Below are 16048 nucleotides of genomic sequence, written 5' to 3'. Positions count from 1 at the left end.
TCTGCATGAAAGTTATTGAAACTTACATCCCTGATGTAAAAATTATCGAACCAGTAGTGTTCGGAGATGAACGTGGTTTTTTCATGGAAACTTGGCAACAAGCTAAGTTTGAAGAGTTGGTAAGCGGTAAAGTGACTCACTTTGTTCAAGATAACCACTCTAAAAGTAAAAAAGGAATTTTACGTGGACTACATTACCAAACAGAAAACACACAAGGTAAGTTAGTTCGTGTTGTTTCTGGTGAAGTTTTTGATGTTGCCGTAGATGTTCGTAAAGACTCACCAACATTTGGTCAGTGGGTTGGTGTATGGCTTTCTGCGGAAAATAAACGCCAACTTTGGGTGCCTGAAGGTTTTGCTCATGGTTTCTATGTTACTAGCGAAGAAGCAGAATTTGTTTATAAGTGCACTAATTATTACAACCCAACCGCTGAACATTCGATTCTCTGGAATGATCCTGAGATTGGAATTGAGTGGCCATTGAAAGATGATGTTGAGGTACTTTTATCTGGTAAGGATGCGAACGCACAGACGTTAAAAGAATCTATCTGTCTTTAATTGGTAAGGTGACTTGAACTGATAATAAACAGGCATCGATACCGATGCCTGTTTAGTTAACTAAGGCTATTTGTTGATGATTTTCATATATTCAGCAACGCCTTCTGCGACCGTCTTGAACTCATGATCACAACCAGCGCCACGTAGTTTAGTGAGATCCGCTTGAGTGTATTCTTGATAGGCGCCTTTAAGGTGCTCAGGGAACGGAATTGTCTCCACTTCCCCTTTATTGTGATGTTTAATCACCGCTTTAGCGACTTCTTCAAATGACTCTGAATTACCAGTTCCTAAGTTAAAAATGCCAGATATACTGTTTTCTAAAAACCATAAGTTAACTGCTGCGACATCACCAACATAAACAAAATCACGCTTAAACTGTTCACTACCTTCAAATAATTTAGGGTTTTCGCCAGCATTCATTTGGTTGTTTAAATGGAATGCTACTGATGCCATCGAGCCTTTATGCTGTTCACGAGGGCCGTAAACGTTAAAGTAGCGGAACCCAGTAATTTGAGATAGCTTTTCACCGTGCAGCTCTGCATCCTGCCAAATGCGACGAACATAGTTATCAAACTGTTGCTTGGAATAACCATAGACATTTAGAGCACCTTCATATTGCTTTTCTTCAATGAAGGTATCAGTTTCACCATAAGTCGCCGCTGATGATGCGTAAAGGAATGGAATTTCACGCTCCAAGCAGTAATGCAGAAGCTCTTTAGAATATTCGTAGTTATTGAGCATCACGTACTTGCCATCCCACTCGGTGGTTGCTGAGCATGCGCCTTCATGGAAAATAGCTTCGATAGGACCGAAGTTCTCACCAGACATGATTTGAACAAGGAAATCATCACGATCCATGTAATCGGCGATATCTAAATCAACAAGGTTTTGAAACTTCTTACCATTCTTTAGATTATCTACCACAAGAATGTCATTGATGCCTTTCTCATTTAAAGCCTTGATAATATTGCTGCCAATCATGCCAGCGCCGCCAGTTACGATGATCATAAAGAATTCCTATAAAAATGAAGCCAATATCGGACTCAAGTATATCATGCCACTGTCAGCCCGGACAGTTGTTGGGCGCGTATACTTTCTGGAGTTCCAAAAGAGTGTGGGTGAAAAGTCAATTGAATTAAAATAGTTGATTTTAGCAGGCAGGCTATAGATTGATGTTTTAGTTCTAACTTAAGGAAGGAAGGAAGTATTATCTAACCTCGCCCTCTTTACTATTGTTCGATATACTTGTCAGCCGCAGACGATCTAGTTGGATGGATTGTTTAAAACTAATTTATGGTTACGTAGAACTATCATGAGTTTAGTCGACTCTTGATGTGTCAAAATATCATTATTCATTGAATAAAAGTCAGACCTTGTTGTGGCTAGTATGACTTTTTATTGCATTCTGAATAGTTTAGAAGAAGGCTTATATGATTGACAGTAGAAAGATTCGAATAGCGGTTGTTGGTTGCGGACGTATATCAAAAAACCACTTTGGTTCAATTGAGCAGTTGAGCTCTGAGTATGAGTTGGTAGCGATATGTGACAATGACCCTCGCGTTTTAGAAGAGCACATTCAGCAATATAATGTACCTGGATATCTTTCTATTGACGAACTGCTCGCTTCTGAATCGATTGATGTCGTTACGCTTTGTACGCCAAGCGGTCTCCACGCTTCTCAAGCGATTAAAGCCTCCAAAGCAAAAGTACATGTCATAACTGAAAAGCCGATGGCGACTAAATGGCAAGATGGACTAGACATGGTCCGTGCTTGTGATGAAGCAGGGGTTCGTCTTTTTGTGGTTAAGCAAAACCGTCGAAACTCAACCTTACAGTTATTAAAACGTGCGGTAACGGACAAGCGTTTTGGCCAAATTCATATGGTGCACCTAAATGTTTTCTGGACGAGACCGCAAGAATATTATAGTCGCGCTACTTGGTCTGGTACGTGGGATATGGATGGCGGTGCTTTTATGAACCAAGCCACGCACTATGTTGATTTGATGCACTGGTTGATTGGCCCTGTTGAAAAAATTCACGCAATGACCTCTACACATCGAGATATTGAAGTTGAGGATACTGGTGTTGTTAATATTAAGTGGCGCAATGGTGCATTAGGTTCGATGGCCGTAACTATGTGCACATACCCAAGTAACCTTGAGGGTTCAATTACGATTCTTGGTGAAAAAGGTACGGTGCGCATAGGTGGTGTTGCCGTTAATGACATTCAAGAGTGGACGTTCTTCGAAGAGCGAGATTACGACGCTGAAGTTGCCAATGCAAATTATCAGACAACCTCTGTATATGGTTTTGGTCACCCGCCATATTTCCAAAATGTTGCTGACGTGCTCCGTGGAAAAGCTGAACCTGAAACGGATGGGCGTGAGGGATTAAAGTCCCTTGAACTATTGATCAGTACTTATCGCTCTGCACGCGATAACAAAGAAATCGGTTTACCACTGAATTTATAATTATTTCGGATATAAAGAATGAAATTGGATAGTCTCAATATCGGTATTGTTGGTCTAGGTTATGTAGGTTTGCCTCTTGCTGTTGAATTTGGCAAAGAATACCCAACGGTTGGCTTTGATATTAATGCATCTCGAGTCCGTGAGCTTGAATCAGGGAAAGATTCAACACTTGAGTGTACTTCAGAAGAATTGAAAACCGCGACTTATCTGAATTATACCCATCAGTTGGAAAATATTCGAAACTGTAATTTCTATATTGTTACTGTCCCAACGCCGATAACAGATGACAACATACCAGATTTAACGCCGCTTAAAAAAGCTTCAGAAGCTATCGCTCAAGTCATTACGACCGGAGATATTGTTGTTTTTGAATCAACGGTATACCCAGGTGCGACAGAAGAAGTTTGTATTCCAATTATCGAAAAACGCTCTGGTTTGGTTTTCAACCAAGACTTTTTTGCTGGTTATAGCCCTGAGCGCATTAACCCCGGCGATAAGGTAAACAAGCTAACAACTATCACTAAAATCACTTCTGGTTCAACCGAAGCAATTGCTGACTTTGTTGATTCGGTGTACGCATCAATTGTTACAGCCGGTACACATAAAGCTTCTTCAATCAAAGTCGCGGAAGCGGCGAAGGTGATTGAAAATACGCAACGTGATCTAAATATCGCCATCATCAATGAATTTGCCAAAATATTTAATAGATTGGATATAGATACCGAAGAGGTGCTGAAAGCCGCTAGTACAAAGTGGAATTTCTTGCCATTTAAGCCGGGCTTGGTTGGCGGTCACTGTATTAGTGTTGACCCTTACTACTTAACTCATAAAGCGCAAGAGGTGGGCTATAGACCAGAAGTGATTTTGGCTGGTCGCCGAATCAATGACGGTATGGGAGAATACGTTGCTACGCAACTTGTTAAGAAACTGGCGAGTAAAAAAATCCATATCGATGAGGCTAAGGTGTTGATTTTGGGCTTTACCTTCAAAGGAGATTGCCCAGACGTTCGCAACACTAAAATAATTGATATTGTTCGAGAGCTTAAAGACTTTAATATGTCAGTGGATGTCTATGATAGCTGGGCATCAAAAGACGAAGTTCGTTATGAGTACGGTTTAGAGCTTATTGATGAACTGAAAGAAGGACAATATGACGGTATTGTGTTGGCTGTAGACCATAGTGAGACGAAAGCGATGGGTGTTGAAGCTCTGCGTCGCTTAGGAAAAGAGCATCATGTTTTATATGATGTAAAACATGTATTGAGTGTTGGCGAAGCTGACATCCGTCTTTAAGCATTAAGGGGGCTAAGGCTCCCTTAAACCATTTGGAGTGGCTATGAGCTTCTTTCAACATGAAACGGCTATTATTGATGCTGGTGCTGTTATAGGTAAAGATTGTAGAGTTTGGCACTGGGCACATATTTGCTCAGGTGCAAAAATTGGTAATGGTGTTTCTCTAGGGCAGAATGTGTTTGTCGGCAATAAAGTCACTATCGGCGAGCATTGTAAAATTCAAAATAACGTCTCGGTTTATGACAACGTTCACCTAGAAGAAGGGGTCTTCTGCGGTCCCAGCATGGTTTTCACTAACGTCTACAATCCTCGTTCGTTAATAGAACGAAAAGACCAGTACCGTGACACACTAGTTAAGAAAGGCGCTACGTTAGGGGCTAACTGTACCATTGTTTGTGGTATCACGATTGGTGAGTACGCATTTATTGGTGCTGGTACCGTAGTTAATAAAGACGTTAAGCCATTTGCTTTAATGGTGGGTGTTCCCGCTAAGCAAATTGGTTGGATGAGCCAATATGGTGAGCAACTTGATTTGCCATTAGAAGGTCACCAAAGAATAACCTGCCCTTACACGCCAACTGTTTATCAGCTTGAAGGCTCTACATTAACTGTCGTTGAAGAGTGATAATGACAATGAAATTTATAGATTTAGCCGCTCAATATCAGCATCTCAAAACTAAAATTGATGCTCGAATTCACAAAGTTTTAGACCATGGTCACTACATTATGGGACCGGAAGTCTTTGAGCTCGAAGAAAAACTCGCTGAATATGTAGGCGTAAAACACGCAATTACCTGTGCAAATGGTACGGATGCATTAACGTTAGCTATGATGGTGCTTGATATTAAAGAAGGCGATGCGGTTTTTTGCCCGACGTTTACTTTTTTTGCAACAGCCGAGACGATAGCCTTTGCGAATGCCACCCCAGTCTTTGTTGATTCAGAAGAAACCACATTCAATATTTGTCCGATAGATCTTGAAAAACGCATTCAACAAGTGATTGCGGAAGGTAAGTTAGTCCCGAAAGCGATTGTATCGGTAGACTTGTTTGGTTTGCCTGCTAACTACATTGAAATAGAAGCGATTGCCAATACGCATAATTTGAAGTTGATTGAAGATGCAGCTCAAGGCTTTGGTGGTTCTCTTAATGGCAAGATGGCAGGCGCGTTTGGTGATATTGCTACCACGAGCTTCTTCCCAGCGAAACCTCTCGGTTGCTACGGTGATGGCGGTGCTATTTTTACCAATAGCGATGAATATGCAGAGTTACTTCGCTCATTAAGAATCCACGGTAAAGGTTTGGACAAGTACGATAATGTTCGAATTGGTGTAAATAGTCGGCTAGATACCATTCAGGCAGCGGTTTTACTTGAAAAGTTAGCTGAGTTTCCGGTTGAGCTAGACGCTAGAAACCAGTTGGCGGATTCCTATGCAGCGCAGTACGCTAGTCAATTTATTGTCCCTGTATTACCTCAAGGGTATACCAGTTCATGGGCTCAATATACTGTGCGTTCTGAAAATAGAGAAGATGCAATAAAAGGTTTTGAAGAGCAAGCTATCCCAACAATGGTTTACTACCGTACTTGTATGCATCAACAGACGGCGTTTTCTCACTTAGGTTATGGTACGGGTGACTTCCCCGTAGCAGAGATGTTATCAAAGCAGGTGTTTAGTCTGCCTATGCATGGTTATTTTGAGGCAACGTGATGAAGAAAAAAGTACTGACAGTTTTTGGCACGCGTCCAGAGGCTATAAAAATGGCACCGTTAGTCCATGCCTTGAATGCAGACAACCGCTTTGATGCTAGATGTTGTGTAACAGCGCAACACAGAGAAATGCTTGATCAGGTATTGGATCTTTTTGAGATCGTCCCAGACTATGATCTGAATTTGATGAAAGCAGGACAAACTTTAAACGATATTACGGCTCAAATATTATTGGAACTAAAACCTGTGTTGCAAGACTTTAAGCCGGATGTTGTACTTGTTCATGGTGACACTGCGACTACATTCGCGGCAAGTTTAGCTGCATATTATGAGCAAATTGATGTTGGACATGTTGAAGCGGGTCTTCGAACTGGTGATATTTATTCGCCGTGGCCGGAAGAAGCAAATAGACGTCTAACAGGAGTGCTTTCTAGGTACCATTTTGCACCGACAGATACTTCTAAGAACAATTTAGTTAAAGAAAACTTTAATCCTAAGCATATTTCAGTGACAGGAAATACGGTTATCGATGCCTTGTTGATGATTAAAGGAAAAATTGAAAACAATACAGATCTAAGTGCTGAACTAGCTAGTCATTTTTCGTTTTTAGAGAAAGATAAAAAGCTAATCTTGGTAACGGGACATCGACGTGAAAGCTTTGGAGAGGGATTTGAACGTATTTGTAAGGCTTTGGCTAGAATTGCCAAAGAACATTCAGATGTACAAATTGTCTATCCAATGCATTTGAACCCTAATGTTAGAGAGCCTGTAAATAGAATTCTTGGAGAAGTAGGTAATGTCCTGCTTATTGAGCCTCAGCAATATCTTCCTTTTATATACTTAATGACTAAAGCGCATATTATTCTTACTGACTCGGGGGGCATTCAAGAAGAAGCTCCTTCTTTAGGCAAACCTGTGTTAGTCATGCGGGATACAACAGAACGCCCAGAAGCTGTTGCCGCTGGTACGGTTAAACTAGTAGGGACGGACGTTGATAAAATATGTACTGAACTTGAACATCTGCTTAGCGATCCAAATGCATATAAAGCTATGAGTTTTGCACATAACCCATATGGTGATGGGAAGGCGTGTTTGCGAATACTAGAAGAACTAGCAAAATAATGACTACGAGGAAAAATAATGTCGTTTGATGTAATTTCGGTTATTGGCTTGGGCTATATTGGTCTACCTACTGCTGCTATGTTTGCTTCACGTAAGAAAAAAGTGATTGGCGTTGATATCAACCAGAATGCGGTAGATACCATTAACCGTGGCGCTATTCATATTGTAGAACCTGATCTAGATATGATGGTTCATGCTGCAGTTAGTGAGGGTTACCTAAGAGCCACAACGAAAGCAGAGCCAGCTGATGCATTTCTAATAGCAGTACCGACCCCATTTTTGCCTGCTACTGATGATCAATTGCCTACGCCTGACTTGTCATATATACAATCTGCTGCCGAATCAATTGCTCCAGTGCTGAAAAAAGGAGATCTCATTGTGCTTGAGTCAACCTCCCCTGTGGGCGCGACAGAACAGTTATCAGAGTGGCTTGCTGACCTGCGACGTGATTTGGTTTTTCCTCATGTTGACCAAAACTGTGATATTCATATTGCACACTGTCCGGAAAGGGTTTTACCAGGGCAGGTTGTAAGAGAATTAGTTGAAAACGATAGAGTAATTGGCGGCATAACTAAGCGTTGTTCAGAAAAATCGATAGATTTGTATAAGATTTTTGTTAAAGGAGAATGTATTGTCACTAATGCTCGAACAGCAGAAATGGCAAAATTGACAGAAAATAGTTGTCGAGATGTACAGATCGCGTTTGCTAATGAACTCTCAGTAATATGTGATGAACTGAGCATTGATGTTTGGGAACTGATCAACCTCGCTAATCGACATCCTCGAGTCAACATTCTTCAGCCAGGTCCAGGTGTTGGGGGGCATTGTATCGCAGTTGATCCCTGGTTTATTGTTTCAAAAACACCTGATAGCGCTCGATTGATTCATCAGGCGCGGATTGTTAATGATAGTAAGCCAAATTGGGTAATAGAAAAGATAAAAAGTGCGGCATTTGATTTACTAAAAGAACGACCTGAATGTAAAAACCAGAGTATTGACATCAATTGTTATGGATTAACATTTAAACCTAATATTGATGATGTACGTGAAAGTCCAGCAATCGAAATAGTAAAACGCTTAGCTAGTTGTGGTTTTGATAAAATTCGAGTTATTGATCCGATGATAGAGTCACTACCAAGAGAGCTTGAAGGCTTTAAGAATGTCGAGTGGGTTGAGTATTTGCTAGCTCCTCAAAAAGAAGATTTAAATGTCATGCTTGTTAAGCATGACTGTTTTAGTGAACTTGATCATGAGAGAATGATCAGTTTTTGTGGGTATTAGAGTCGGAGATTTGAAATGAAAACAGTTTATATAGGGATGGCTGCGGACTTACTGCATGAGGGGCATATAAATATTTTAAAAACAGGCGCTGAGTATGGTGATGTTACCGTCGGTGTTTTAACGGATAAAGCGATAGCATCATATAAACGTCTTCCATATATGTCGTTTGAGAGTCGTAAAGCAGTAGTTTCAGGGGTAAAGGGTGTTACTAGAGTAGTTGCACAAGAAACCTTGGATTATGTTGATAATCTACGTAAATACAAGCCTGATTATGTAGTGCATGGGACAGATTGGCAAACAGGTGTTCAATCTAAGGTTCGTGATCGTGTGATTGAAGTGCTATCGGAGTGGGGAGGTCAGTTAATTGAGCCTGTTTACACCGCAGGAATTTCATCTACGTTACTAAATCAGGCAGTAAAAGAAGTAGGTACAACACCGAATCTTCGTCTTCGTAGACTTAGAAGACTTATTGATGCTAAAAATATCGTACGTATTCTCGAAGTTCACAATGGTCTATCTGGTTTGATCGCAGAGAAGACTGTAGTTGAAAAAGATGGTCAGTCGTACGAGTTTGACGGTATGTGGTCTTCTAGTCTTACCGATTCAACGTCTAGAGGTAAGCCTGATATTGAAGCTGTTGACCTTTCGTCACGCCTTCAAAATGTCAATGATGTTTTTGAAGTAACAACTAAGCCAATGATTTATGACGGTGATACTGGTGGTAAGCTAGAGCACTTTCCATTTATGGTGCGTTCGTTAGAGAGGTTAGGAGTTTCAGCTGTAATCATTGAAGATAAAACAGGGTTAAAGCGTAACTCACTGTTTGGTAACGATGTAGAGCAAACACAAGATACAATTGAAGATTTTTGTGCAAAAATTTCTGCAGGTAAAAAAGCTCAAGTTACAGAAGAGTTTATGGTCATCGCTCGTATTGAAAGTCTAATCCTCGATCGTGGTATTGAAGATGCGTTGACTCGAGCAAAAGCTTATGTAGAAGCTGGTGCAGATGGTGTAATGATACACAGCCGTCAGAAGGAACCAGCTGAAATAATAGAGTTCTGTAATAAGTTTAGAGCGACTCATCCTGACACACCAATTGTCGCAGTTCCAAGCAGTTATAATGCAATATTTGAGAAAGAGCTTGCAGATGTCGGTGTTAATGTCGTTATTTATGCAAACCATATGCTTAGATCTGCGTACCCTGCAATGCAAACAGTAGCGCAAAGCATACTGACACACGGTCGTTCATTAGAAGCTGATGATATGTGTCTGTCTATTAAGAAGATTCTGACTCTTATTCCAGAAGGGCAATAATGTTTAAAGGTATTGTAGTTAAAATATGTCATGGGCGCTTTGAGAATGAATTAACAGATGCTTTAAATAGAGTAACTGCCAAGCGAGTATTTGTTGTATGTGGAAAGAAATCCTTTCTGGCATCTGGAGCAAAAGGCAGACTTGCTGAGTTAGAAAACTGTTTTGAAGTGACAATGTTTAGTGATTTTTCTGAAAATCCTACGGCTGAAGAAGTTTCTAGGGCTTATCAAGAATGCCTTTCCATGAATGCTGACGCCGTGATAGCAATTGGTGGAGGTAGTGCGATTGATATAGCAAAAGGGATCATAGGCTTATGGGCTACGAAAACAACCATAGACACTTTACTCGAAGGAAGTTTTCAGATTGTTAGCGATTACCCATATTTTATTGCAATACCCACAACCTCTGGTTCAGGTAGTGAATCGACACATTTTGCAGTAGTTTACAAAGGCGATGCGAAATTTTCAGTAGCTAACGAAGCCCTTTTGCCTCAACAAGCTTTGATTGATGGTTCTTTAACTTTTTCAATGTCAAAGAAGCAAGCCGCGTGTTCTGGTCTTGATGCTTTTTGCCAAGCGATAGAGTCGTTTTGGGCAAAAAGTGCGACTAAAGAAAGTAAAACAAATGCCCTTACTTCATTAAAAATTTTGCACGAGCATTTAGTGTCATCAGTGAATAATCAAAATCGAGGCTCTCGCGAGAAATGTATTGAGGCTGCAAATTATGCAGGTCAAGCAATTAATGTAACGAAAACAACCGCTCCACATGCTTTCTCATACCACTTAACTAAAAAATACGATATCCCACATGGTTTAGCTGTGGCGTTATCGATGAGTGTTGTTCTTAGAGCGTCCTTAAAAAATCCAGTAGAGTATGATGCAGTTCTGTCTGAAGTGTATGAGGTGCTAAAGATCGGTAGCTTAAGTGGATTGGTAGATTTAATTGAGTCAATGTTAAAAAGCTTTAGCTTACCATTTTCTTTATGTCAAATTGGCTGTACGGGGAAATCCAACATTAATGCTTATATTTCAGGGGTTAATTTGGAGCGTTTGAATAATCATCCTGTTAAAATTGATGTTAAATTATTAATGAGAGTCATAGAAGGTTAACCGATGAATGTTGAGCTGTTTTTCAATGCATTAAGAAATAATGAAATTGAATTTTTTTCTGGAGTGCCTGATTCACTTTTAAAGAGTTTTTGTGCTTATTTAAACGATGCGAAATTTAAACATAATTACACTACTGCTTGTGAAGGTGGCGCTATGGCTATGGCCATCGGCTATCATCTTCAAACAAACAATATTCCTTGTGTTTTTATGCAAAACTCAGGACTAGGTAATATTGTAAATCCACTTTTGTCGTTGGCTGATGACAAAGTATATTCAATTCCTATGCTAATGGTTATCGGTTGGCGAGGAGAGATTTCCGCTTCTGGTGAACAAGTTAAAGATGAACCTCAGCACAAAAAACAAGGTCTAGTAACCTTAGATCTACTAGAAGCTATGGGAGTTGAATATAAGCTTATAGAAGCTGATACAGAGAATGTGAACGATTTGCTATCGGACTTAGTTACCTTAGCGCAGTCTACAAGCAGACCAGTGGCTATAGTCGTGCGAAAAGATACATTTGAGGCGTACAAAGAAAAAAAACCTAACACAAATAAGTATTTGTTAAAGCGAGAAGATGCGATTGCGACGATAATCGACAATATAGATCCAACAAGTAAATTTGTAGCCACGACGGGAATGATATCTCGGGAATTATTTGAATTGAGAGTTAAGAATAACGAGGATCACTCTCGCGATTTCTTGACTGTTGGTGGTATGGGTTTTGCCTCGCAAATTGCAGCAGGTATTGCATCAAATGCACCACATCAACCGATATATTGTCTTGATGGTGACGGAGCATTTCTAATGCACATGGGTTCATTAGTTCTAAACTCGGGCTTTGATATGACCCATATTGTTTTGAACAATGAAGCTCATGATTCAGTTGGTGGACAAGCCACAAAGATTAGCTCTGTGAACATACCAGGTGTGGCTTTAGCTTGTGGTTACACCTTTGCAAAAACGGTATTAACGAAGGAATCTCTTAAACTAGCTCTAGAAGAATCTAAGGATTACAAGGGCGCTAGGATAATTGAAGTTAAGGTTGCTATGGGCGCGCGATCAGATTTAGGTAGACCAACGCTTTCAAGTAAAGAAATGAAAGCATTGTTTATGTCATCAATTGATGCGGAATAAATATGGAAAAGCCAATTCGGAAAAAATTTAGACAAGAAACAGTCATCCATAGTTTTATCGTTAGACCTTTGGCGCAAGAAATAGTTTTGTTGCTGTGGAATACTAATATTACTGCAAACCAAATCACTTTTTTCCGTGTAATACTAAATGCTATTGCTTTAATAATGTTTGCATATGGAAGTGCCATATCTGTTTGTTTGGGGGTTATACTATTCCAGTGTCATGAGGTCATAGACCATGCTGATGGTGAATATGCAAGAGCAAAAAAACAAAGCTCAAGAGTTGGTCAGTACTATGAGACTGTTTTTGATAATCTTCTTTCGTCATCATTTGGGCTATTTGGTTTGTCAATAGCTATTGGTGCATTTAATTATAGTGGAAATGCACTATATCTAGTTTTCTTTTTATTAACTGCAATCACGGCGAGTATGTATTTTGTCTTATATGGAGAGATCTCCAAGTCGTTAGAGAGTAGTTCATTTGCTGCTGTCGAACATGATAAAGAAGAAATGCTAGCTCTCTGGGGAGTCCCTCTTAAAGTTGCAGTGAAAAATTTATTTAGGACTGTAATAAAGTGGCACAACCAACTGTTGTTATTTGGTATTATTTTACTTTACACTCTGGGAATAAATTGGTTTTTACTGCTTAGCAGTGCTCTTATTATTTGTATTTATATATCTTATTTGATCAAATGCATAGTAACTGGTTATCGCGTAGCTAAAGAACTAGATGGAAATGTTAATAAATAAAGGTAAATAACAGTGTGTGGGATTTTTGCATTATTTAATAAAAACAATACTAGCCTATCAAGTGATACATTGCAGTCGATTAGCAGCTCAATAAGACATAGAGGACCCGATGATGAGGGTTTTTTATTAATTGATAATGGTCATTATAGAGCTCTCGGTGGTAAGGACACCCCAAAAAATGTTTATGATTCCTCAGTTATTTATTGTCCCAAGGAAGGTATAGAGGTTAATAACGTCATTGATTCGGAGGTTGTTCTACTACATAGGCGTTTGTCTATTGTAGATTTATCCGAACTAGGTCATCAACCACTTTGTGATAAATCTGGTCGTTACTGGATGATTTATAATGGCGAAATTTATAACTATGTAGAAATTAAAGAAGAGCTCCAACAACTGGGCTATGAATTTGCAACAGAAAGTGATAGCGAAGTCCTGTTATTCGCATATATACATTGGGGTGAGGAGTGTCAAAATCGCTTTAATGGTATGTGGAGTGCCATCATCTTTGACACTGACAATAGAACATATTGGGTGTCGAGAGACCGATTGGGAGTGAAGCCACTTTATGTTTTTGAGGATGATAATTTTCTGATTTTCGTTTCTGAAATTAAGTCATTATTGCCACTGCGAGATAATGGGTATATTGAATTAAAACCGAATGAAGAAATAGTCAAAAAAAACCTGGTGACCACCGCATCAACTTCTGGAAAATACACAGAATTTCTGAATGTATCTAGATTTCCTGCAGCGAGTTGGGGCTTGTTTAAATATCAAACATTTGATGCCAGTTTGATAAATAGTTATTGGCAAATCCCTTATGCTAATCAAGATTCGTATAGCGTTGAGTTTGACAAAGAGCGAGCAGCTACTTTAGCTAATGAGTATTACGAACTGCTTAAAGACGCAGTTAGAGTTAGATTGAGGGGGGATGTAGCAATTGGTTCTGCGTTATCTGGCGGGTTGGATAGCTCGTCATTGGTATATTTAGTAAATGAAATTCAAGCAGAAGAAGGATTAACTAATCAACAGCATACATTCTCTAACGTTTACAGTGGTGACTTATCATTTATGGATGAAAGTGAAAGCATCAAGGTGCTTGCTGAGTCTTTAAATGTTGAAAGTCATCGCTCTAGCCCTGATGCAAAGGCTTTCAAGTCGCAGTATGTGGATAGAGTCTTTCATCGAGAGCGTTCCTCATTGGAAGCTTCTTTGCAAGGGGCAGTTACATATTCAATGCCTCGTGTGAATGGTGTGACTATAACTTTAGATGGACAAGGAGCGGATGAACAGCTTGGGGGTTATTCTGGATATTGGCGGAACTATGCGTACACGCATCCTCGTCAGGGTTTTAAAGAATTGAATAAGACACGACATCTAAGTCGCGTGTCACTTCTTTCTGTGGTGGTAGCTAGATTCCTAGTACCGAACAGATTGATAGATAGATTCATTCGTTTTGTTAAAACCAGGAAAGCTATCAAATGTATAGCGAAAGCAAATATAGTGCTTGGCAAAGAAGCATGTTTAAGCCAGATGCATGTAGTTCCTACTTCTCTTTCTCTTTCAGATAGCTTACGTTCTTCAATTGACAATGGTTTGAAGACATTGCTCTGGGAAGATGACATAGATGGAATGTCATACTCTGTTGAATCGAGACAGCCTTATATTGACTATCGGTTGGTTGAGTTTTTAGCAAAGCTTCCAGATTGCTATAAAATGCACGACGGATATACGAAATATATAGCGAGATTGGCATTTGATGACAAGCTTCCAAATCAAATTGTATGGTCAAAAGATAAGCAAGGCTTTCCAGGTCCAGTAGAGTATTGGATAAAAAATAATGTTGAAGGTATTGGTGATTGGGCGGATTCAAAAATTTTGAGTCATACACAATTCTATAATATTAAAAGCCTTAATGAACTTCAGGTGATTAAAGGCTCAGATATAGATTTCTATGTTAGATTGTTGGTGACTAGTATTTGGTATTCAGAATATTTTGTTAATAGGTCGGCGAAATTTGTTTAAGGCAGTAATATCAAATTCTTTAGTGACTCTGGTTGTATTTGCAGCAAGTTTTTTGTTTAAAGCATACCTTACTCATAAAGTTGCGCCTAGCGCTCTAATTTCATTTTACGTGTTTTCTGACTTTATTGCATTGGTAATGAGAGGGTTTGTAGGATATAAAGACTGCTTGGTAAAACTAAAGCAAAATAACGATGAGGAAGAAGTCGATTTATTCTTTATACAGTTTAAGTTGTCTGTTGTTATTATAACGGCACTTGTTTTGTTACCAATATATCACTTGTTTTTTAGCAACGAGCTCTCGAGTCATGTTTCATATTTTTATACTGCGCCAGCGGCTATCTCTACTATCATTGGAGCTTATTTTTTAGTGAGGGTGACAATAGAAGGGGAGTATCTAATTATGACTATATCTGAGGTCGTTAAGTTTTTAACTTATGCAGTTTTTTTATTTTCTCTTTTGTACGTTCTAGAAGACTTAGATGCAATGTACGTAGCATTTACTCTTTCAAATTTAGCCGTCATTGCCTTTGTATTCATTAAGTCAAAACATGTAGATTGGTCAAATATGAATCGATCTTTCAATAAAAATGTTATGTTTCGAATGAGAAATATTAGGTATTATAAGCAGATATTTTCCTCATCGTTACCATATTTCATTCAAGGTTTATTTTTATTTCTTCCTGTTTATTTTTTGGTTAACTTTGGTGAAAAAGAGGAGTTGGCAAATTACCAAGTAGTAGTGCGGTCCTTTTATTTTGCTATGTTAGCAGTATTTGTTTACCCATTAAATAGAATATTACTCCAAGAAGTGTTTAAATTTTTTAACAACAAAGATTGGGCTATGATAATTGATGCTGGGCGTAAAGTAATGTTGGCAGCCTTAATTATTTTGGTTTTTGGCTCGCCAGTTTGCTACTATATTTTACCACTTATAATTCCATTGTTATTTGATGTGTACTATAATCAATCGGCGTTAATTATCACGGTCGTATTTTTTGCCATCCCAATGCAATTAATTGCCGGGTATACCACTACATTAATTAAAGCCATGGTAGGTTTCAATGTTGTCAGCTATATTTACCTTGTTGGAATAGCAAGCATGTTGATATTTGCGTTAATTTTACATCCTTTAAAATATTGGGTTCATTACTCTTTCTTGATATCAAACTTTGTCTTGTTAGTTACCTCGGTGGTTGTGTGTATACACTACTTTAATAAAAGTATGAAGTGTTAAATATTAAATAATTTAGATCGTTAATAAGTAAGGTTTTTCGATTAGCCATCTCGTAA

General features: G+C 39.0%; 14 protein-coding genes. 13 read left to right on the top strand and 1 reads right to left on the bottom strand.

The genetic code is table 11. From position 1 onward, the window contains the following. Nucleotides 1-5: 5 nt before the first annotated feature. Entirely contained in the window at nucleotides 6-557 is a 552-nt protein-coding gene (gene rfbC, locus L4C38_RS12555) for a dTDP-4-dehydrorhamnose 3,5-epimerase (protein ID WP_428797899.1), read from the top strand. A gap of 66 nt (nucleotides 558-623) precedes the next feature. On the opposite strand, the gene rfaD is transcribed toward rfbC, so the two are convergent. After that, the gene (rfaD, locus tag L4C38_RS12550) at nucleotides 624-1565 is read right to left on the bottom strand and encodes an ADP-glyceromanno-heptose 6-epimerase (RefSeq protein ID WP_428797898.1); all 942 of its coding nucleotides are present in this window, start codon (nucleotides 1563-1565) and stop codon (nucleotides 624-626) included. A gap of 422 nt (nucleotides 1566-1987) precedes the next feature. On the opposite strand from rfaD, the gene L4C38_RS12545 reads away from it, so the two are divergent. The 12 genes from L4C38_RS12545 to L4C38_RS12490 are packed head-to-tail and all read left to right on the top strand — an operon-like array spanning nucleotide 1988 to nucleotide 15992. Beyond that, nucleotides 1988-3028, top strand: coding sequence for a Gfo/Idh/MocA family protein (locus L4C38_RS12545; RefSeq protein WP_428797897.1), 1041 nt, complete (start codon nucleotides 1988-1990; stop codon nucleotides 3026-3028). A gap of 18 nt (nucleotides 3029-3046) precedes the next feature. Beyond that, nucleotides 3047-4321 carry a Vi polysaccharide biosynthesis UDP-N-acetylglucosamine C-6 dehydrogenase TviB gene (gene tviB / locus L4C38_RS12540; RefSeq protein WP_428797896.1) on the top strand — a complete coding sequence of 425 codons (1275 nt, stop codon included), beginning with the start codon at nucleotides 3047-3049 and terminating at the stop codon, nucleotides 4319-4321. Nucleotides 4322-4364: 43 nt separating this feature from the next. After that, complete coding sequence (locus tag L4C38_RS12535) at nucleotides 4365-4946, top strand: acyltransferase (protein ID WP_428797895.1); 582 nt, start codon at nucleotides 4365-4367, stop codon at nucleotides 4944-4946. A gap of 8 nt (nucleotides 4947-4954) precedes the next feature. Continuing rightward, the gene (locus L4C38_RS12530; RefSeq protein WP_428797934.1) at nucleotides 4955-6028 is read left to right on the top strand and encodes a DegT/DnrJ/EryC1/StrS family aminotransferase; all 1074 of its coding nucleotides are present in this window, start codon (nucleotides 4955-4957) and stop codon (nucleotides 6026-6028) included. Further along, nucleotides 6025-7149 carry a non-hydrolyzing UDP-N-acetylglucosamine 2-epimerase gene (gene wecB, locus L4C38_RS12525; protein WP_428797894.1) on the top strand — a complete coding sequence of 375 codons (1125 nt, stop codon included), beginning with the start codon at nucleotides 6025-6027 and terminating at the stop codon, nucleotides 7147-7149. Before L4C38_RS12530 ends, wecB begins: the two co-directional genes overlap by 4 nt. Before the next feature lie 18 nt (nucleotides 7150-7167). Next, entirely contained in the window at nucleotides 7168-8430 is a 1263-nt protein-coding gene (wecC, locus tag L4C38_RS12520) for a UDP-N-acetyl-D-mannosamine dehydrogenase (protein WP_428797893.1), read from the top strand. 15 nt (nucleotides 8431-8445) lie between these two features. Next, entirely contained in the window at nucleotides 8446-9744 is a 1299-nt protein-coding gene (aepX, locus tag L4C38_RS12515; RefSeq protein WP_428797892.1) for a phosphoenolpyruvate mutase, read from the top strand. After that, nucleotides 9744-10853, top strand: coding sequence for a phosphonoacetaldehyde reductase (locus L4C38_RS12510; protein ID WP_428797891.1), 1110 nt, complete (start codon nucleotides 9744-9746; stop codon nucleotides 10851-10853). The genes aepX and L4C38_RS12510 overlap by 1 nt, the downstream gene beginning before the upstream one ends. 3 nt (nucleotides 10854-10856) lie before the next feature. Then, complete coding sequence (gene aepY / locus L4C38_RS12505; protein ID WP_428797890.1) at nucleotides 10857-11987, top strand: phosphonopyruvate decarboxylase; 1131 nt, start codon at nucleotides 10857-10859, stop codon at nucleotides 11985-11987. Nucleotides 11988-11989: 2 nt separating this feature from the next. Beyond that, entirely contained in the window at nucleotides 11990-12736 is a 747-nt protein-coding gene (locus L4C38_RS12500) for a CDP-alcohol phosphatidyltransferase family protein (RefSeq protein ID WP_428797889.1), read from the top strand. Nucleotides 12737-12748: 12 nt separating this feature from the next. After that, entirely contained in the window at nucleotides 12749-14758 is a 2010-nt protein-coding gene (gene asnB / locus L4C38_RS12495) for an asparagine synthase (glutamine-hydrolyzing) (protein WP_428797888.1), read from the top strand. Beyond that, on the top strand, nucleotides 14751-15992 hold the full coding sequence (locus L4C38_RS12490; protein WP_428797887.1) for a polysaccharide biosynthesis protein: 1242 nt from the start codon (nucleotides 14751-14753) through the stop codon (nucleotides 15990-15992). The genes asnB and L4C38_RS12490 overlap by 8 nt, the downstream gene beginning before the upstream one ends. Nucleotides 15993-16048 lie beyond the last annotated feature (56 nt).

It is taken from the genome of Vibrio kasasachensis (genome assembly GCF_050337565.1).
GTDB lineage: Bacteria > Pseudomonadota > Gammaproteobacteria > Enterobacterales > Vibrionaceae > Vibrio > Vibrio kasasachensis.
Note: the sequence above shows the minus strand (reverse complement) of the source record. Positions and strands in the feature narration are given on the sequence as shown.

Bases quoted from the DNA above. Each gene is read 5' to 3' on its own strand.
- rfbC (WP_428797899.1), top strand. From the start codon at position 6: ATGAAAGTTATTGAAACTTACATCCCTGATGTAAAAATTATCGAACCA.
- rfaD (WP_428797898.1), bottom strand. From the start codon at position 1,565: ATGATCATCGTAACTGGCGGCGCTGGCATGATTGGCAGCAATATTATC.
- L4C38_RS12545 (WP_428797897.1), top strand. From the start codon at position 1,988: ATGATTGACAGTAGAAAGATTCGAATAGCGGTTGTTGGTTGCGGACGT.
- tviB (WP_428797896.1), top strand. From the start codon at position 3,047: ATGAAATTGGATAGTCTCAATATCGGTATTGTTGGTCTAGGTTATGTA.
- L4C38_RS12535 (WP_428797895.1), top strand. From the start codon at position 4,365: ATGAGCTTCTTTCAACATGAAACGGCTATTATTGATGCTGGTGCTGTT.
- L4C38_RS12530 (WP_428797934.1), top strand. From the start codon at position 4,955: ATGAAATTTATAGATTTAGCCGCTCAATATCAGCATCTCAAAACTAAA.
- wecC (WP_428797893.1), top strand. From the start codon at position 7,168: ATGTCGTTTGATGTAATTTCGGTTATTGGCTTGGGCTATATTGGTCTA.
- aepX (WP_428797892.1), top strand. From the start codon at position 8,446: ATGAAAACAGTTTATATAGGGATGGCTGCGGACTTACTGCATGAGGGG.
- L4C38_RS12510 (WP_428797891.1), top strand. From the start codon at position 9,744: ATGTTTAAAGGTATTGTAGTTAAAATATGTCATGGGCGCTTTGAGAAT.
- aepY (WP_428797890.1), top strand. From the start codon at position 10,857: ATGAATGTTGAGCTGTTTTTCAATGCATTAAGAAATAATGAAATTGAA.
- L4C38_RS12500 (WP_428797889.1), top strand. From the start codon at position 11,990: ATGGAAAAGCCAATTCGGAAAAAATTTAGACAAGAAACAGTCATCCAT.